We start from the raw sequence: 18,370 nt of genomic DNA, 5'->3' as shown, positions 1-18,370 counted from the left end.
TATTCTTTTGCGTCACAACTCATTCCATTTCGTAATTTCATTTGCTCAAAGCAGCCCCCTATAGTCCCTCTATTGCTGAATGTAAGAGAGTTGTTGCGCCGTGGATTACTTGCCCCTGTTTGCCGAGTTGAAAGAAAGACCCGTGCTGGTTATCGGCGGCGGTGAAATTGCCGTCCGCAAGATTAAATTCTTGCTGCGGGCGCAGGCGAAGGTACAGGTGGTCGCCGCCGTTCTGTCGCCGGAGCTCGCTGAACAGGTGGAACGTCAGCAAATTAGCTGGCGAGCGACCGCCTTTGATGAACAGCAGGTAGACGACGTATTTCTGGTGATTGCCGCAACCGACGATCGTGAGCTCAACCAGCGGGTGTTTGCCGCGGCTAACGCCCGCTACCGTCTGGTGAACGTGGTGGATGACCAGCCGCTGTGCTCATTCGTCTTTCCTTCTATTGTTGACAGGTCGCCATTGCTGGTGGCGATCTCCTCCAGCGGCAAGGCGCCGGTGCTGTCGCGCATTCTGCGAGAAAAAATCGAAGCGCTACTGCCCACCAATCTGGGGCGGCTGGCCGAAACGGCGAGCTACTGGCGCCATCATCTCAAAACCCGTCTGACCACCACCGAAGCGCGGCGTCGCTTCTGGGAGCGCGTTTTCACCGGGCGTTTTGCCAGCCTGATGGTGGCCGGTAACCACGCGGCGGCGGAGCGGGCGCTGCAGGATGAACTCGACAGACCGGAACGCAGCGTGGGCGAAATTATTCTGGTTGGCGCCGGGCCGGGAGATGCCGGGCTGCTGACGCTACGCGGACTGCAGGCGATTCAACAGGCGGACGTGGTGTTTTATGACCACCTGGTGACCGAGAGCGTGCGCGAGCTGGTGCGCCGTGATGCCGAAATGATCTGCGTAGGTAAGCGCGCGGGCGAGCACTCCGTACCGCAGCACGAAACGAATCAAATGCTGGTGGATGCCGCCAAAGCCGGGAAAACGGTGGTGCGCCTGAAGGGCGGCGACCCGTTTATCTTCGGGCGCGGCGCGGAAGAACTGCAGGCCGCCGCCGCCGCCGGGATCCCCTTCCAGGTGGTGCCAGGCGTCACCGCCGCGGCGGGCGCGACGGCCTATGCCGGCATTCCGCTGACCCATCGCGATTATGCGCAAAGCGCTGTCTTTGTCACCGGTCACTATAAATCTGACAGCACGCCGTTTGACTGGGCGCTGCTGGCGAAGAGCCAACAAACGCTGGCGATTTACATGGGCACCATGAAAGCGGCGGACATCAGCGCTCAGCTGATCGCCCATGGCCGCGACGCGAATACCCCGGTGGCGGTGATTTCCCGCGGCACCCGCGAGGATCAGCAGACGCTGACCGGCACGTTACAACAGCTCGAACATCTGGCGAAAGATGCCCCAATGCCCGCTCTACTGGTGGTGGGCGAAGTGGTACAGCTGCATCAGCAGCTCGCCTGGTTTCAACACACAACATCTAGCGAGGGGTTTAACTCTTCGGTGGTAAATCTGGCTTAAGGAACGGTTATGGACCAAAAACGACTCACTCACCTGCGGCAACTGGAGGCGGAAAGCATCCATATCATTCGTGAGGTGGCCGCCGAATTCTCTAACCCGGTGATGATGTACTCCATCGGTAAAGATTCCAGCGTAATGCTGCATCTGGCGCGCAAAGCGTTTTATCCGGGAACCCTGCCGTTCCCGCTGCTGCACGTCGATACCGGCTGGAAATTCCGTGAGATGTACGAGTTCCGTGACCGTACCGCCAAAGCCTACGGCTGTGAACTGCTCGTGCATAAAAACCCGGAAGGGGTGGCGATGGGCATCAACCCGTTCGTTCACGGCAGCGCCAAGCACACCGATATCATGAAAACCGAAGGCCTGAAGCAGGCGCTGAACAAATATGGCTTTGATGCCGCATTCGGCGGCGCGCGTCGCGATGAAGAGAAATCCCGCGCCAAAGAGCGAATTTACTCCTTCCGCGATCGTTTCCACCGCTGGGACCCGAAAAATCAGCGTCCGGAGCTGTGGCACAACTACAACGGTCAGATTAACAAAGGCGAAAGCATTCGCGTCTTCCCGCTCTCTAACTGGACCGAGTTGGATATCTGGCAGTACATCTACCTGGAAAATATTGAAATCGTCCCGCTGTACCTGGCGGCAGAACGCCCGGTACTGGAGCGCGACGGCATGCTGATGATGATCGATGACGACCGTATCGATCTGCAGCCGGGCGAGATGATCAAAAAGCAGATGGTACGCTTCCGTACCCTCGGCTGCTGGCCGCTGACCGGCGCGGTAGAGTCCAACGCGCAAACGCTGCCGGAAATTATTGAAGAGATGCTGGTATCCACCACCAGCGAACGTCAGGGGCGCGTCATTGACCGCGACCAGGCAGGCTCCATGGAGCTGAAAAAACGTCAGGGTTATTTCTAAGGAGCCGCCATGAACACTACGATTGCACAACAAATTGCTAATGAAGGCGGCGTAGAAGCTTACCTGCACGCGCAACAGCACAAAAGCCTGCTGCGTTTTCTGACCTGCGGCAGCGTCGATGACGGCAAAAGCACCTTGATCGGCCGTCTGCTGCACGATACGCGCCAGATTTATGAAGATCAGCTCTCTTCTCTGCACAATGACAGCAAGCGTCACGGTACTCAGGGCGAGAAACTGGATCTGGCGCTGCTGGTGGATGGTCTGCAGGCCGAGCGCGAGCAGGGCATCACCATTGATGTCGCCTATCGCTACTTCTCGACCGAAAAACGCAAATTTATTATTGCCGACACCCCGGGCCACGAGCAGTACACCCGTAATATGGCGACCGGCGCGTCCACCTGCGATCTGGCGATCCTGCTGATCGACGCCCGCAAAGGCGTGCTCGACCAGACTCGCCGCCACAGCTTTATCTCCACGTTATTAGGGATTAAGCACCTGGTGGTCGCGGTGAACAAAATGGATCTCGTCGAGTTCAGCGAAGCGCGCTTCAATGAAATTCGTGAAGATTATCTGACCTTCGCCGAACAACTGCCGGGCAAGCTTGATATCCGTTTCGTGCCGCTGTCGGCGCTGGAAGGGGATAACGTCGCCACACAGAGCGACAAAATGCCGTGGTACAGCGGCCCGACGCTGCTGGAAGTGCTGGAAACCGTTGACATCCAGCGCGATGTCGAAAGCCAGCCGCTGCGCTTCCCGGTGCAATACGTGAACCGTCCGAACCTGGATTTCCGCGGCTTCTCCGGTACCGTCGCTTCCGGTACGGTCACCGTTGGCCAGCGTCTGAAGGTGCTGCCGTCGGGCGTGGAGTCGAACGTGGCGCGTATTGTCACCTTTGACGGCGACCTGCCGCAGGCCGGGGCGGGGGAAGCGATCACTATCGTCCTGAAAGATGAAATCGACATCAGCCGCGGCGATTTGCTGGTTGACGCTGAAGCCTCGCTGCCCGCGGTACAAAGCGCCAGCATCGACGTCGTGTGGATGGCGGAACAGGCGCTGTCGCCGGGTCAGAGCTATGACATTAAAGTGGCTGGCAAGAAAACCCGCGCCCGCGTTGACGCTATCCGCTATCAGGTCGACATCAATAATCTGACCCAGCGTGAAGTCGAAGCGCTGCCGCTGAACGGCATCGGGCTGGTGGAGCTGACCTTTGACGAGCCGCTGGTGCTCGATCCGTATCAGGACAACCCGGTGACCGGCGGGCTTATCTTTATCGACCGCCTGAGCAATGTGACGGTTGGCGCGGGAATGGTCAACGAACCGCACCTGCAGGCGCAGGCTCCGACGTCGCAGTACAGCGCGTTTGAGCTGGAGCTGAATCAGCTGATTCGTAAACACTTCCCGCACTGGGACGCACGCGATCTGCTGGGAGGCAAGTAATGGCCCGGCATGACGAAAACGTCGTCTGGCATGCGCATCCGGTGACCCGCGAGCAGCGCGAGCAGCATCACGGCCATCGCGGCGTGGTGCTGTGGTTTACCGGCCTCTCGGGGTCGGGTAAATCCACCGTCGCCGGGGCGTTGGAGGAGGCGCTGCACGAGCTTGGCGTTAGCACCTACTTGCTTGACGGCGATAATGTGCGTCACGGGCTGTGTAGCGATCTGGGATTCAGTGACGACGATCGCAAAGAGAACATTCGCCGCGTTGGTGAAGTAGCTAAGCTGATGGTCGATGCCGGGCTGGTTGTATTGACCGCGTTTATATCTCCGCATCGTGCGGAACGGCAGATGGTGCGCGAGCGTTTGGGGGAAGGACGCTTTATCGAAGTGTTTGTCGATACCCCGCTGGCCACTTGTGAGACGCGGGATCCGAAAGGATTATACAAGAAGGCGCGGGCAGGGGAGTTGCGTAATTTTACCGGTATCGATTCGGTCTATGAATCCCCGGAGAATGCTGAAATTCATCTGGATGGTGAACAATTGGTAACAAATTTGGTGCACCAACTATTAGACCTGCTTCGACAGAGCGATATTATCAGATCCTGAAAAGGCAACGGCATCGAGGGGTGCCGGTCGCCCGGTCAACAGGATTCAATATGCGCAATACCCAGAACCTCAGTATTATTCGTTCAGAACCGCCTCCGGCGGCCGGCGACGAGACCACCTGGTCTTTGTCAGGCGCCGCCGTGGGCTTTATTTCATGGCTGCTGGCGCTGGGTATTCCCTTCCTCATGTATGGCGGTAATACGCTCTTTTTCTTCCTCTATACCTGGCCTTTCTTCCTTGCCATTATGCCGGTCGCCGTGGTGGTCGGTATTGCGCTACATTCATTACTGGACGGCAAACTGATCTACAGCGTTTGCGCGACGATTTTAACCGTCGGGCTAATGTTTGGTCTGCTGTTCCTCTGGCTGTTGGGATAGCCTTTTTGGGATGAATCAAGCCTGGGTATCCATCGCAAAAATGTGGTACAGTCCCCGCGTTACGCGGCATCGTCCGCGCGCCAGGGTAGAGTACTCCGGCGAGTTATGGGATGATGATGCCGTTTTTCAGGGGGCAGGATGGGTAAATTAACGCTGCTATTATTAGCTTTGCTGGTCTGGCTACAGTACTCGCTGTGGTTTGGCAAAAATGGTTTGCACGACTATAGCCGGGTTAATGACGATGTCTCCGCTCAGCAGGCCACTAACGCCAAATTAAAAGCGCGCAACGATCAGCTTTTCGCCGAAATTGACGATCTCAACGGCGGTCAGGAAGCGATCGAAGAACGCGCGCGCAATGAACTCAGCATGACCCGCCCGGGCGAAACGTTCTATCGTCTGGTGCCGGATGCCTCAAAACGCAATCAGGGTTCTGCGCAGAATAATCGATAAACAAGCCCAGGATGACAATATGGCAGCCACTTTTCCGGGCGTTTGCGCCGTGGTGCCGGCAGCCGGTTTTGGCCGCCGTATGCAAACGGAGTGCCCGAAACAATATCTCTCAATCGGTAACAAAACGATTCTCGAACATTCGGTCGCCGCGCTGCTGGCGAACGAACGCGTTCAGCGGGTGGTGATCGCCGTCAGCCCTGGCGACATCCGCTTTAGTCAACTTCCCTTAGCCCACCATCCGCAGGTCACCGTCGTTGACGGTGGCGCTGAGCGCGCCGATTCGGTTCTGGCGGGGCTGAAAGCCTTAGCGGATGCGCAATGGGTGCTGGTTCATGATGCCGCGCGTCCGTGTCTGCATCAGGATGATCTCTCGCGGCTGCTGGCGCTAAGCGCGACCAGCCGCGTCGGCGGCATACTGGCGGCGCCGGTGCGCGATACCATGAAGCGTGCCGAACCGGGCAAAACCGCGATCGCCCATACCGTCGAACGCAATGATTTATGGCATGCGCTGACGCCGCAATTTTTCCCTCGAGAACTGCTATTTGACTGCCTGACGCGCGCGCTGGATGAAGGCGCGACCATCACCGATGAAGCGTCGGCGCTGGAGTACTGTGGCTTCCATCCCGAATTGGTCGCCGGACGAGCTGATAATATTAAAGTAACGCGCCCGGAAGATCTGGCGCTGGCCGAATTTTACCTTACCCGTTCCCGACACCAGGAGAAGGCTTAATGCGAATTGGACACGGTTTTGACGTACACGCTTTTGGCGGTGAAGGGCCAATTATTATTGGCGGGGTACGTATTCCTTATGAGAAAGGGCTGCTTGCCCATTCCGATGGCGACGTCGCGCTGCATGCGCTGACCGACGCGCTGCTGGGCGCCGCGGCGCTGGGCGATATCGGCAAACTGTTCCCGGATACCGATCCGGCCTTTAAAGGCGCGGATAGCCGCGAGCTGCTGCGTGAAGCGTGGCGGCGGATTCAGGCGAAGGGATATACCCTTGGCAACGTTGACGTCACCATCATTGCCCAGGCGCCAAAAATGCTGCCGCATATCCCGCAGATGCGCGTATTTATCGCCGAAGATCTCGGTTGCCATATGGACGACGTCAATGTGAAAGCGACCACCACCGAGAAGCTTGGCTTCACCGGCCGTGGCGAAGGCATCGCCTGTGAAGCGGTGGCGCTGCTGCGTAAGGTTACGCAATGATCGCCTTTGATGACTTAACATACCTGCACGGCAAGCCGCTCAGCCAGGGGCGGCTGAAGGCCAATCCGGAAGACTTTCTGGTGGTCGAAGACCTCGGTTTCGCCCCCGATGGCGAAGGCGAACATGTGCTGGTGCGGATTCTGAAAAATGGCTGCAACACCCGTTTCGTTGCCGACGCGCTGGCGAAATTCCTTAAAATCCATGCGCGCGAAGTGAGCTTTGCCGGGCAAAAGGATAAGCACGCTGTCACCGAACAGTGGCTGTGCGCCCGCGTGCCGGGCAAAGAGATGCCGGATCTGAGCAAATTTCAGCTCGAAGGCTGCCAGGTGCTGGAGTATGCCCGCCATAAGCGTAAGCTGCGTTTAGGCGCGCTGAAGGGCAACCAGTTCACGCTGATCCTGCGGGAAATCAGCGATCGCGACGATGTCGAAAAGCGTTTGCAGGCGATTGCCGCCGGCGGCGTGCCGAACTACTTCGGCGCGCAGCGCTTTGGTATCGGCGGTAGCAACCTGCAGGGCGCATTGCGCTGGGCCGAGAGCGGCGAGCCGGTGCGCGATCGCAATAAACGCAGTTTTTGGTTGTCGGCGGCACGCAGCGCGTTGTTTAATCAGCAAGTTGCAATTAGATTAAAAAAAACGGAATTTAATCAGGTTGTTGATGGCGATGCGCTACAATTAGCGGGGCGCGGAAGCTGGTTTGTGGCAACCACCGAAGAGTTGGCGGAATTACAGGCGCGGGTCGATAACCGCGAGCTGATGATTACCGCTGCGCTGCCGGGCAGCGGCGACTGGGGCAGCCAACGCGACGCGCTGGCCGCCGAGCAAGCCGCGATAGCCGAAGAAACGTCGCTACAGGCGCTGCTGGCGCGCGAAAAAGTTGAAGCCGCGCGCCGGGCGATGCTGCTGTATCCGCAGCAATTGTGCTGGAACTGGTGGGATGATGTCACTGTTGAACTGCGCTTCTGGCTGCCAGCGGGAAGTTTTGCCACCAGCGTGGTAAGGGAACTTATCAATACAACGGGTGACTATGCGAATATTGCTGAGTAACGATGACGGTATCCACGCGCCGGGGATCCAAACCCTGGCGAAGGCCTTACGCGAATTTGCCGAGGTCCAGGTTGTTGCACCCGATCGTAATCGCAGCGGCGCCTCAAACTCGCTCACGCTGGAATCTTCTCTACGCACGTTCACCTTTGAAAATGGCGATATCGCCGTCCAGATGGGCACGCCGACCGACTGCGTGTATCTCGGCGTTAACGCGCTGATGCGCCCGCGCCCGGATATCGTGGTCTCAGGAATCAACGCGGGCCCCAATCTTGGCGATGATGTTATCTATTCCGGTACCGTCGCGGCCGCGATGGAAGGCCGCCATCTTGGTTTTCCCGCCCTTGCCGTTTCGCTGAACGGCTATCAACATTACGACACCGCGGCGGCAGTGACATGCACCATTCTGCGCGCGTTAAGCCGCGAGCCGCTGCGTACCGGGCGGATCCTCAACATCAACGTGCCGGATCTTCCCCTCGAGCAAATCAAAGGTATTCGCGTTACCCGTTGCGGCAACCGCCATCCGGCCGACCAGGTCATTCCGCAAAAAGATCCGCGCGGTAATACGCTGTACTGGATCGGCCCGCCGGGTGATAAGCGCGATGCCGGGCCGGGGACCGATTTTGCGGCGGTGGATGAAGGCTATGTTTCCGTAACGCCATTGCATGTCGATTTAACCGCTCATCAGGCACATGAGGTGGTGACCGATTGGTTAGAACGCGTCGGGGTTGATACGCAATGGTAAGTAAACGTGTTGAAAGTTTGTTGAATCAGCTACGCACTCAGGGCATCGTCGATGAGCGAGTCCTCGAGGCAATCGCGCAGGTTCCGCGCGAAAAATTCGTTGATGAAGCTTTTGAACATAAGGCGTGGGAAAACACCGCGCTGCCGATTGGCCAGGGGCAAACTATCTCGCAGCCCTATATGGTGGCGCGGATGACGGAGCTTCTGGAATTGACGCCGGACTCAAGGGTGCTGGAAATCGGCACCGGCTCCGGCTATCAGACGGCGATCCTGGCGCACCTCGTGCACCACGTCTGCTCGGTCGAGCGGATTAAGAGCCTGCAGTGGCAGGCGCGTCGGCGTCTTAAACAACTTGATTTACATAATGTTTCAACCCGTCATGGCGATGGATGGCAGGGTTGGCAGGCTCGCGCGCCTTTTGACGCGATTATCGTCACCGCCGCGCCGCCGGAAATTCCGGCCGCGCTGATGGCGCAGCTTGATGAAGGCGGCGTGCTGGTTTTGCCGGTCGGTGAAGAACATCAGTATCTGAAGCGGATCCGTCGCCGCGGCGGCGAGTTTTTCATCGATACCGTCGAAGCCGTTCGCTTTGTTCCGCTCGTCAGAGGGGAGCTGGCCTGAACCCGGATTATTCCAGGTTTTTTTTGCCTAAGTTTAGGCGTAGGGTGGACACATTTTTCAGTGTCCTGGCCGGGCGCTGCCCGGTAAGCAAGATATTGGCAGTTAACATATTCCTGGGGGATAAATGAGCGCGGGAAGCCCAAAATTTACCGTAAGCCGTATTGCGGCGTTGTCACTGGTTTCACTCTGGCTGGCCGGGTGTACAAATACCAATAATCCGCCTGCGCCGGTGAATTCGGCAAGCGGCGCTGCGTCCTCCAGCACCAATTCCGGGATGCTGATTACACCGCCATCTTCCGGCGGGCAGCAAGTTCCTCCGGCTCAGCCGATTCAACCGATGCAGACTCAGCCAATTCAGACTCAGCCGACCCAGGTTCAGCCGATGGCACAGCAGCCGGTGCAGACGGTGAACGGTAAGATTGTTTACAACCGTAAATATGGCGATATTCCGAAAGGCAGCTATACCGGCGGCAGTACCTATACCGTTAAGCGCGGCGATACCCTGTTCTATATCGCGTGGGTCACCGGCAACGATTTCCGCGACCTTGCGGAACGCAACAACGTCCCGGCGCCGTACGCGCTGAACGTGGGTCAGGTGCTGCAGGTCGGCAACTCCGCAGGCCAGCCGATCACCGGCGAAAATCCGGTATCTCAGGCTAGCGCGCAGGCAAGCGGCGGTGCGACGGCCACCACAACTTCTGCACAAAAATCCACCGCAATGGTTGCGTCACAACCGACTATTACGTATTCTGAATCTTCAGGTGAACAGAGTGCTACTAAGATGTTGCCGAATAATAAACCAGCAACGACCACGACGACGGTCGCTCCGGTTACGGCGCCATCAACCGTTAGCACAACCCAACCGACTGCAAGCAGTACGTCTACCAGTTCGCCGATCTCATCATGGCGCTGGCCGACTGATGGCAAGGTTATCGAGAACTTTAGCGGCGCGGAAGGCGGCAATAAAGGTATCGACATTGCAGGCAGTAAAGGACAGGCTATTGTCGCGACCGCCGATGGGCGCGTCGTCTATGCCGGTAACGCACTGCGCGGTTACGGTAATCTTATTATCATCAAACACAACGATGATTACCTGAGTGCCTACGCTCATAACGATACCATGCTGGTTCGGGAGCAACAGGAAGTCAAAGCGGGGCAGAAAATCGCTACCATGGGTAGCACCGGAACCAGCTCAACAAGATTACATTTTGAAATTCGTTACAAGGGGAAATCCGTCAACCCGCTGCAGTACTTACCGCAGCGATAATTTGGCAAAGTACGGATAAGCGTAACACCATGAAAGGCGCCAGGGCGGTCGCGATATGCCCCCTTCAGTGGAGGCATAAAGAGGATAACTCCGGCGTCGTTTAGTGATGGGTCGCGGAAGGTGCTTTGCTCAGGGATCACGGGTAGGAGCCACCTTTATGAGTCAGAATACGCTGAAAGTTCATGATTTAAATGAAGACGCGGAATTTGATGAGAACGGAATGGAGGTTTTCGACGAGAAAGCCTTAGTAGAAGAGGAACCCAGTGATAGCGATCTGGCTGAGGAAGAGCTGCTGTCGCAAGGCGCCACCCAGCGCGTTCTCGATGCGACACAGTTGTATCTTGGTGAGATTGGTTATTCCCCGCTGCTGACGGCCGAAGAAGAAGTCTATTTCGCCCGTCGCGCACTACGTGGAGATGTTGCTTCACGCCGTCGCATGATTGAAAGTAACCTGCGTCTGGTGGTGAAGATCGCTCGTCGTTACAGCAATCGTGGTCTGGCGCTGCTGGATCTGATTGAAGAAGGTAACCTCGGCCTGATCCGCGCAGTTGAGAAGTTTGACCCGGAACGTGGGTTCCGTTTTTCAACCTACGCTACCTGGTGGATCCGTCAAACGATTGAACGGGCGATTATGAACCAAACCCGTACCATTCGTTTGCCTATCCATATTGTGAAAGAGCTGAACGTTTATCTGCGTACCGCGCGCGAGTTGTCGCATAAGCTGGACCACGAGCCAAGCGCTGAAGAGATAGCCGAACAGCTGGATAAACCGGTTGATGACGTTAGTCGTATGCTGCGTCTGAACGAGCGCATTACCTCAGTGGATACCCCGCTGGGCGGTGACTCAGAAAAAGCGCTGCTGGATATTCTGGCCGATGAAAAAGACAACGGCCCGGAAGACACCACGCAGGACGATGATATGAAACAAAGCATCGTCAAATGGTTGTTCGAACTGAACGCCAAACAGCGCGAAGTACTGGCTCGTCGTTTTGGGCTGCTGGGTTATGAATCCGCAACGCTTGAAGATGTGGGTCGTGAAATCGGCCTGACCCGCGAACGCGTGCGTCAGATTCAGGTTGAAGGCCTGCGCCGCCTGCGGGAGATCCTGCAGGGACAGGGGCTAAACATCGAAGCGCTATTCCGCGAATAAATCGTTTTCTCTCAAAAAGGCCCAATCCTGCGATTGGGCCTTTTCCTTTGTATTAACCGATGCGGGTTTCCTGCAGGTGACGCCAGAAGATTTTCCCCTCAATGCGCTGAAATATCGCCGTCGACCAGCGCACGATCTCGCCTTGTTCCGGCAGGGTCTGGCTTTCGCGGTACAGCACCGCGCCGCCGTCTTGCCATTCGCTCAATACCTGCGCATTATCAACCACGATGCTTAATCCCGGGCGGCTGCCGCCCGCGCTATGGAAAAAACCGCTTACCGTCGGGTAATCCATCTTAGCGCCGCTGATAGGAACCATTGTAAATTCTTGCGCAAAGCGGCTCATCAGCGCTTGCGCGCTACCTTCTTTCCGGCCCAGCCATTGTTCAATGATTACGTGGGCGTCGATAACTTCTTGGATCCATGGGTTCATGTTTTCTCCGGGTTAAGCTGCAGGCGATTGCAAATGAGTACTGTAAACCGCGCGTCAGGGGCGGATAAATGCGCTTTTCAGGGATATACTGTCTAAAATTTTTTGACAATAAGCGTCATTCAAATGCTAAACCTGCAGCGCGTTACCATGTTTGTCGCCGTTGTTGATGCCGGGAGCTTTACCGCGGCGGCGGCGGCGCTTGGGCAAACCAAAGCGGTGGTCAGTTTTAACGTTCGTCAGCTAGAGAGTGAACTGGGAGTGACGTTGCTTCTACGTTCGACGCGCCGGTTAACGCTCACCGAAGCCGGGGCGGTGTTTTACCAGCGCGGCGTCGGACTGCTGAAAGCCGCGGAGAATTTACAGGACGAGGTGCGCGCCAGCCATGCCGGGTTAAGCGGCGAACTGCGGATCACCACCACCCCGGAATATGGCGCGCAGGTGATCATCCCGGCGCTGGCGGAATTCGCTCGTCGACATCCGGCGCTGCGGGTGCGCCACGTCTCATCGTCGTATCATGCGGATTTGATCTCGGAACGGTTTGATGTCGCGATACGTCTCGGCACCCTGGCCGATTCGCGCTATCACGCGGCTCGTATTTCGCGTTTCGCCATCGTGCCCGTGGCCTCACCGGGATGGCTGGATAAACATCCGCTGCGCACGCTTGCCGACCTGGCGCAGGCGGCGTGGATTGTTAACGAGCGCCTGGCGACGCCGCTACGCTGGCAGCTCCTGACCGCCGAAGGGCAATCGATCGCTTTTGAAATTACGCAACCGCCGCGGATCTCAGCCGATAGCGCACAAGCGTTAATGGGCTTTGCGCTGGCGGGAAGCGGGGTGGCGCTACTCCCGGAGTGGCTGGTGGCCGAAGACATCGCGCGGCAGGAGCTGGTGCGGGTATTGCCGGAGTATATTTTTCCCTCCCAGGGGGTATTCGCCGTCTACCCGGACGCGCAGCATGTGCCAACCAAGGTCCGGGCATTTATCGATTTTCTGCGTGAACGAACCGCTTAATCCGCGTTTTTGTTTTCCATCATTTTCAGGACCAGCCTGGAAAACTGCGCGCGCTCCTCTTCGTTAAGGCGGCTCAAAAACTCTTCATCGACACGGTTGCCCTGCGGCATGGAATTTGCGAGCAGCGCCTGCCCCTCATCCGTCAGATAGACAAAACGGCGACGTTTATCGGTCGGATCGTGTTCGCGGCGCACCAGCCCGCGTTTTTCCATCCGGCTTAGCATCTCCGCCAGCGTCGCTTTCGTGCTGACGGCCGCTTCGATAAGCGTCACCTGCTCGATTCCAGGATGTTCGGCTACCGAGCGCATCACTGCATATTGCGGCTTGGTCAGTTCCGGTAATTCATGTTGCCAGCGCGCGGTATGCTGTTGAAAAAGCTGGCGCAGAAGGTGGAACGCTTCGTTACGTAACTCCATGAACACTCCGTCACAAAAATATCACCTTTATGATAGCCGCATTTACGGCTTCTTTTCACATCTCATTTTTTTGATTATTGATGCGGATCGTATGCGAACGATATTGAGATCCCGTAAAAATGAGCGTAGTTTTAATACAAAGGTTCGTATACGAACAATGTGTGAGGTAGTGAATGAAACTGATTATTGGGATGACCGGGGCGACCGGCGCGCCGTTGGGCGTCGCGCTGTTGCAAGCGCTGAACGAAATGCCGGATGTGGAAACGCACCTGGTGATGTCGAAATGGGCAAAAACCACCATTGAGCTGGAAACGCCCTATAGCGCTCGTGAAGTCGCCGCGCTGGCGGATTTCTGCCATAGCCCGGCGGATCAGGCCGCGACCATCTCATCAGGATCGTTTCGTACCGACGGCATGATTGTTATCCCCTGCAGCATGAAAACGCTGGCGGGTATCCGCGCTGGCTATGCGGAAGGGTTAGTCGGCCGCGCGGCGGACGTCGTGCTGAAAGAGGGGCGCAAGCTGGTTCTGGTGCCGCGAGAAATGCCGCTGAGCACCATTCATCTGGAGAACATGCTGGCGCTGTCGCGCATGGGCGTGGCGATGGTGCCGCCGATGCCTGCCTACTACAACCATCCGGAAACGGTCGAGGATATCACCAACCATATCGTGACCCGGGTGCTGGATCAGTTTGGTCTCGAATATCACAAAGCGCGCCGCTGGAACGGCCTGCGCGCGGTCGAGAATTTATCACAGGAGAATTAATCATGGCTTTTGATGATTTACGCAGCTTTTTGCAGGCGCTGGATGAGCAGGGGCAACTGCTAAAAATTAGCGAAGAGGTGAATGCCGAGCCGGATCTCGCCGCTGCCGCTAACGCCACAGGGCGCATCGGTGACGGCGCGCCAGCGCTATGGTTCGATAACATTCGCGGCTTTACCGATGCCCGTGTCGCCATGAACACCATCGGTTCCTGGCAAAACCACGCGATTTCGCTGGGGCTGCCGCCAAACACGCCGGTGAAAAAACAGATTGATGAATTTATTCGCCGCTGGGATAAATTCCCGGTAACGCCGGAGCGTCGCGCTAATCCAGCGTGGGCGGAAAACACCGTTGATGGCGACGATATCAACCTGTTCGATATTCTGCCGCTGTTCCGCCTGAACGATGGCGACGGTGGTTTCTATCTCGACAAAGCCTGTGTGGTTTCTCGCGATCCGCTTGACCCGGACAACTTCGGTAAACAGAACGTCGGTATTTACCGGATGGAAGTGAAAGGCAAGCGCAAGCTGGGCCTGCAGCCGGTACCGATGCACGATATTGCGCTGCATCTGCATAAAGCGGAAGAGCGCGGTGAGGATCTGCCTATTGCCATCACCCTGGGTAACGACCCGATTATCACCCTGATGGGCGCGACGCCGCTGAAGTATGACCAGTCAGAATATGAGATGGCGGGCGCGCTGCGCGAAAGCCCGTATCCGATCGCCACTGCGCCGTTGACCGGCTTTGACGTACCGTGGGGCTCGGAAGTGATCCTTGAAGGGGTGATTGAAGGGCGCAAGCGTGAAATCGAAGGGCCGTTCGGCGAGTTCACCGGCCACTACTCAGGCGGCCGCAATATGACGGTGGTGCGTATCGATAAAGTCTCTTATCGCACAAAACCGATTTTTGAATCGTTGTATCTCGGTATGCCATGGACCGAAATCGACTATCTGATGGGCCCGGCGACCTGCGTGCCGCTGTACCAGCAGCTGAAGGCGGAGTTCCCGGAGGTGCAGGCGGTCAACGCCATGTACACCCATGGCCTGCTGGCGATTATCTCCACCAAAAAACGCTACGGCGGTTTTGCCCGCGCGGTGGGATTACGCGCGATGACTACCCCGCACGGACTCGGCTACGTGAAAATGGTCATTATGGTCGATGAAGATGTCGATCCGTTCAACCTGCCGCAGGTGATGTGGGCGCTCTCCTCGAAGGTCAACCCGGCGGGCGACCTGGTGCAGTTGCCGAACATGTCGGTACTGGAGCTCGATCCTGGTTCAAGCCCGGCGGGGATCACCGACAAATTGATTATCGACGCCACCACTCCGGTTGCGCCGGACCTTCGCGGTCACTACAGCCAGCCGGTGCAGGATTTACCGGAAACCAAAGCCTGGGCTGAAAAACTGACCGCCATGTTGGCCAACCGTAAATAAGGAGTAAAAGATGATTTGTCCACGTTGCGCTGATGAACAGATTGAAGTGATGGCGACGTCGCCGGTAAAAGGGGTATGGATTGTTTATCAGTGCCAGCACTGCCTCTATACCTGGCGTAATACCGAACCGCTGCGTCGTACCAGCCGCGAACATTATCCGGAAGCGTTCCGCATGACGCAGAAAGATATTGATGAGGCGCCGCAGGTACCGCACGTACCGCCGCTATTACCGGAAGATAAGCGTTAATAAAACGGGCCCGCTAAGACGGGCCTTTTTTATATTTAGCACAATTATGGAAGCTTAAATAAAGAATTCACATTAATGGAGCTACACCAGGCTTTTCAGGCGGTAAATCCACTCCAGCGCCTGACGCGGGCTCAGTGAATCCGGGTCAAGATTCTCCAGCGCTTCCAGCGCCGGTGAGGTCTCTTCCGGCGCGGAGAGCAGCGACATCTGCGTACCATCAACCTGCGTGGCGGCGGCATTTGGCGAAATGCTCTCCAGCTCGCGCAGTTTCTGCCGTGCGCGTTTGATCACCTCTTTCGGCACTCCCGCCAGCGCGGCGACCGCCAGGCCATAGCTCTTGCTGGCCGCGCCGTCCTGCACGCTGTGCATAAAGGCGATGGTATCGCCGTGCTCCAGGGCATCGAGGTGCACGTTAGCCACGCCTTCCATTTTCTCCGGCAACTGGGTGAGCTCGAAGTAGTGGGTGGCGAACAGGGTCAACGCTTTGATCTTATTCGCCAGATTCTCCGCGCAGGCCCACGCCAGCGACAGACCATCGTAGGTGGATGTGCCGCGACCAATCTCGTCCATCAGCACCAGGCTGTGTTCGGTGGCGTTGTGCAGAATATTGGCGGTTTCGGTCATCTCCACCATGAAGGTGGAACGGCCGCTCGCCAGGTCATCCGCCGCGCCGACGCGGGTAAAGATGCGGTCGATAGGGCCAATTTCTACCTTCTGCGCCGGCACGTAGCTGCCGATATAGGCCAGCAGCGCAATCAGCGCGGTCTGGCGCATATAGGTACTTTTACCGCCCATGTTGGGCCCGGTGATGATCAGCATGCGGCGCTGCGGCGCCAGCTGCAGCGGGTTGGCGATAAATGGCTCTTTCAGTACCTGCTCCACCACCGGGTGACGGCCTTCGGTAATGCGAATACCAGGTTTATCGATAAAGGTCGGGCAGCAGTAGTTCAGGGTTTCCGCGCGTTCCGCGAGGTTCACCAGTACGTCCAGCTCGGCCAGCGCGCTGGCGCTGGTTTGTAAGTCGGCCAGATGCGGCAGCAGTTTTTCGAACAGGTCGTCATAGAGCTGTTTTTCCAGCGCCAGCGCCTTGCCTTTAGACGTCAGTACCTTATCTTCGTATTCCTTCAGTTCCGGAATAATGTAGCGCTCGGCGTTTTTCAGCGTCTGGCGGCGCACGTAGTGGATCGGCGCATGCTGGCTCTGGCCGCGGCTGATCTGGATGTAGTAACCGTGAACGGCATTGTAGCCGACCTTCAGGGTATCAAGGCCCAGCCGCTCGCGTTCGCGGATTTCCAGTTTGTCGAGATAATCGGTCGCGCCATCGGCCAGCGCCCGCCACTCATCCAGCTCTTCATTATAACCCGGAGCGATAACGCCGCCGTCACGCACCAGCACCGGCGGCGCATCGATGATCGCGCGTTCCAGCAATTCGCGTAGCTCGGCGAACTCGCCCATTTTCTCGCGCAGCTGTTGCACTGGCTGACAGTCAACGTCGGCCAGCAGCTCGCGCAGCAGCGGCAGCTGCTGGAAGGCATGGCGCATACGGGCTAAATCGCGCGGGCGGGCGGTACGCAGCGCCAGACGCGCCAGAATACGCTCAAGGTCGCCGACCTGACGCAGCACCGGCTGCAGCTCGGTATAGCGTTCCTGTAAGGCGCCGATGGTTTGTTGGCGTTCAACCAGCACCGCGGTATCGCGTACCGGCATATGCAGCCAGCGTTTGAGCATGCGGCTGCCCATCGGCGTGACCGTGCAGTCGAGCACCGAAGCAAGGGTATTATCAACGCCGCCGGCGAGATTCTGGGTGATCTCCAGATTGCGACGGGTGGCGGCATCCATAATGATGCTGTCCTGCTGGCGTTCCATGGTGATGGAGCGGATGTGCGGCAGCGAGGTGCGCTGGGTATCTTTGACGTACTGTAACAGGCAGCCGGCGGCGCACAGCCCGCGCGGGGCGTTTTCGACGCCGAAGCCCACCAGATCGCGGGTGCCGAACTGCAGGTTGAGCTGCTGGCGCGCGGTGTCGATTTCGAACTCCCATAGCGGGCGACGGCGCAGGCCGCGGCGGCCTTCAATCAGGGAAGATTCGGCAAAATCTTCCGCATACAACAGTTCCGCCGGATTGGTACGTTGTAATTCCGCCGCCATGGTCTCACGGTCGGCCGGTTCGCTCAGACGAAAGCGACCGGAGCTGATATCCAGCGTCGCGTAGCCGAAGCCTTTACTGTCCTGCCAGATGGCGGCCAGCAGGTTATCCTGGCGCTCCTGCAGCAGCGCTTCATCGCTGATGGTGCCCGGCGTAACGATGCGTACCACTTTGCGTTCTACCGGCCCTTTGGTGGTGGCCGGATCGCCAATCTGTTCGCAAATCGCAACCGACTCGCCCTGATTCACCAGTTTAGCAAGATAGTTTTCCACCGCGTGATGGGGGATGCCGGCCATGGGAATCGGTTCGCCCGCGGAAGCGCCGCGTTTGGTCAGCGAGATATCGAGCAGCTGCGAGGCGCGTTTGGCGTCGTCATAAAACAGCTCGTAAAAGTCGCCCATCCGGTAAAACAGCAGGATCTCCGGATGCTGAGCCTTCAGCTTCAGGTACTGCTGCATCATGGGGGTATGGGCGTCTAAATTGTCGATTGTGCTCATAGGGTGTTATCCAGGTCCCTGATTTTTAATGGAGTGCGATTTTATTATTGTCGTCGTTATCGCATGAGGAAGACATGATAACGGAGATAGGC

20 protein-coding genes are annotated in these 18,370 nt (G+C 57.4%); 17 read left to right on the top strand and 3 right to left on the bottom strand.

Going from position 1 to position 18,370, the window contains the following annotated elements; genetic code table 11:
• The first annotated feature begins 109 nt into the window (after window positions 1-109).
• From cysG to rpoS, 13 genes are all read left to right on the top strand, one after another.
• Window positions 110-1,516 (top strand): siroheme synthase CysG, encoded by a 1,407-nt coding sequence (gene cysG / locus PGR09_RS11345; RefSeq protein WP_430916198.1) that lies wholly within the window; start codon window positions 110-112, stop codon window positions 1,514-1,516.
• 9 nt (window positions 1,517-1,525) lie between these two features.
• Window positions 1,526-2,434 carry a sulfate adenylyltransferase subunit CysD gene (cysD, locus tag PGR09_RS11340; protein WP_015369979.1) on the top strand — a complete coding sequence of 303 codons (909 nt, stop codon included), beginning with the start codon at window positions 1,526-1,528 and terminating at the stop codon, window positions 2,432-2,434.
• A 9-nt stretch (window positions 2,435-2,443) separates the two neighbouring features.
• Window positions 2,444-3,871 (top strand): sulfate adenylyltransferase subunit CysN, encoded by a 1,428-nt coding sequence (cysN, locus tag PGR09_RS11335; RefSeq protein ID WP_047044277.1) that lies wholly within the window; start codon window positions 2,444-2,446, stop codon window positions 3,869-3,871.
• On the top strand, window positions 3,871-4,476 hold the full coding sequence (gene cysC, locus PGR09_RS11330) for an adenylyl-sulfate kinase (RefSeq protein ID WP_047044279.1): 606 nt from the start codon (window positions 3,871-3,873) through the stop codon (window positions 4,474-4,476). Before cysN ends, cysC begins: the two co-directional genes overlap by 1 nt.
• A 50-nt stretch (window positions 4,477-4,526) precedes the next feature.
• Complete coding sequence (locus tag PGR09_RS11325; RefSeq protein ID WP_047044281.1) at window positions 4,527-4,853, top strand: DUF3561 family protein; 327 nt, start codon at window positions 4,527-4,529, stop codon at window positions 4,851-4,853.
• 138 nt (window positions 4,854-4,991) lie between these two features.
• On the top strand, window positions 4,992-5,303 hold the full coding sequence (gene ftsB, locus PGR09_RS11320; RefSeq protein WP_015369983.1) for a cell division protein FtsB: 312 nt from the start codon (window positions 4,992-4,994) through the stop codon (window positions 5,301-5,303).
• 19 nt (window positions 5,304-5,322) lie between these two features.
• Window positions 5,323-6,033: a 2-C-methyl-D-erythritol 4-phosphate cytidylyltransferase gene (gene ispD, locus PGR09_RS11315; RefSeq protein ID WP_047039060.1), complete on the top strand. Its 711-nt coding sequence runs from the start codon at window positions 5,323-5,325 to the stop codon at window positions 6,031-6,033.
• Window positions 6,033-6,512 (top strand): 2-C-methyl-D-erythritol 2,4-cyclodiphosphate synthase, encoded by a 480-nt coding sequence (ispF, locus tag PGR09_RS11310; RefSeq protein ID WP_047044283.1) that lies wholly within the window; start codon window positions 6,033-6,035, stop codon window positions 6,510-6,512. The genes ispD and ispF overlap by 1 nt, the downstream gene beginning before the upstream one ends.
• Window positions 6,509-7,558: a tRNA pseudouridine(13) synthase TruD gene (truD, locus tag PGR09_RS11305; protein ID WP_047044285.1), complete on the top strand. Its 1,050-nt coding sequence runs from the start codon at window positions 6,509-6,511 to the stop codon at window positions 7,556-7,558. The genes ispF and truD overlap by 4 nt, the downstream gene beginning before the upstream one ends.
• Window positions 7,539-8,300, top strand: a complete 762-nt coding sequence (surE, locus tag PGR09_RS11300) for a 5'/3'-nucleotidase SurE (protein ID WP_015369987.1) — start codon at window positions 7,539-7,541, stop codon at window positions 8,298-8,300. The genes truD and surE overlap by 20 nt, the downstream gene beginning before the upstream one ends.
• Window positions 8,294-8,920: a protein-L-isoaspartate(D-aspartate) O-methyltransferase gene (locus PGR09_RS11295; RefSeq protein WP_015369988.1), complete on the top strand. Its 627-nt coding sequence runs from the start codon at window positions 8,294-8,296 to the stop codon at window positions 8,918-8,920. The genes surE and PGR09_RS11295 overlap by 7 nt, the downstream gene beginning before the upstream one ends.
• Before the next feature lie 124 nt (window positions 8,921-9,044).
• Window positions 9,045-10,187, top strand: coding sequence for a murein hydrolase activator NlpD (gene nlpD / locus PGR09_RS11290; protein WP_430916153.1), 1,143 nt, complete (start codon window positions 9,045-9,047; stop codon window positions 10,185-10,187).
• Window positions 10,188-10,344: 157 nt separating this feature from the next.
• Entirely contained in the window at window positions 10,345-11,337 is a 993-nt protein-coding gene (rpoS, locus tag PGR09_RS11285) for an RNA polymerase sigma factor RpoS (RefSeq protein ID WP_015369990.1), read from the top strand.
• Between the two features lie 52 nt (window positions 11,338-11,389).
• Here the strand turns inward: rpoS and PGR09_RS11280 are convergent, their stop codons facing one another.
• Window positions 11,390-11,767: a DUF4440 domain-containing protein gene (locus PGR09_RS11280; protein WP_047044290.1), complete on the bottom strand. Its 378-nt coding sequence runs from the start codon at window positions 11,765-11,767 to the stop codon at window positions 11,390-11,392.
• Between the two features lie 123 nt (window positions 11,768-11,890).
• Between PGR09_RS11280 and PGR09_RS11275 the strand changes: the two genes are divergently transcribed.
• Window positions 11,891-12,778, top strand: a complete 888-nt coding sequence (locus PGR09_RS11275; protein ID WP_213797112.1) for a LysR family transcriptional regulator — start codon at window positions 11,891-11,893, stop codon at window positions 12,776-12,778.
• On the opposite strand, the gene PGR09_RS11270 is transcribed toward PGR09_RS11275, so the two are convergent.
• The gene (locus PGR09_RS11270; RefSeq protein WP_047044293.1) at window positions 12,775-13,194 is read right to left on the bottom strand and encodes a MarR family winged helix-turn-helix transcriptional regulator; all 420 of its coding nucleotides are present in this window, start codon (window positions 13,192-13,194) and stop codon (window positions 12,775-12,777) included. The two genes, PGR09_RS11275 and PGR09_RS11270, sit on opposite strands and share 4 nt — an antisense overlap.
• A 173-nt stretch (window positions 13,195-13,367) precedes the next feature.
• Between PGR09_RS11270 and PGR09_RS11265 the strand changes: the two genes are divergently transcribed.
• The 3 genes from PGR09_RS11265 to PGR09_RS11255 are packed head-to-tail and all read left to right on the top strand — an operon-like array spanning window position 13,368 to window position 15,635.
• Window positions 13,368-13,958 carry a non-oxidative hydroxyarylic acid decarboxylases subunit B gene (locus PGR09_RS11265; RefSeq protein ID WP_047041933.1) on the top strand — a complete coding sequence of 197 codons (591 nt, stop codon included), beginning with the start codon at window positions 13,368-13,370 and terminating at the stop codon, window positions 13,956-13,958.
• A 2-nt stretch (window positions 13,959-13,960) separates the two neighbouring features.
• Window positions 13,961-15,388: a non-oxidative hydroxyarylic acid decarboxylases subunit C gene (locus PGR09_RS11260; protein WP_045361374.1), complete on the top strand. Its 1,428-nt coding sequence runs from the start codon at window positions 13,961-13,963 to the stop codon at window positions 15,386-15,388.
• A 10-nt stretch (window positions 15,389-15,398) separates the two neighbouring features.
• Entirely contained in the window at window positions 15,399-15,635 is a 237-nt protein-coding gene (locus tag PGR09_RS11255) for a non-oxidative hydroxyarylic acid decarboxylases subunit D (RefSeq protein ID WP_047039048.1), read from the top strand.
• 81 nt (window positions 15,636-15,716) lie between these two features.
• On the opposite strand, the gene mutS is transcribed toward PGR09_RS11255, so the two are convergent.
• Window positions 15,717-18,278 carry a DNA mismatch repair protein MutS gene (gene mutS / locus PGR09_RS11250; RefSeq protein WP_042895300.1) on the bottom strand — a complete coding sequence of 854 codons (2,562 nt, stop codon included), beginning with the start codon at window positions 18,276-18,278 and terminating at the stop codon, window positions 15,717-15,719.
• Window positions 18,279-18,370 lie beyond the last annotated feature (92 nt).

This window comes from Klebsiella sp. 141251, from assembly GCF_050600725.1.
Lineage (GTDB): Bacteria > Pseudomonadota > Gammaproteobacteria > Enterobacterales > Enterobacteriaceae > Klebsiella > Klebsiella aerogenes.
This window is presented reverse-complemented; position numbering and strand designations above follow the sequence as displayed.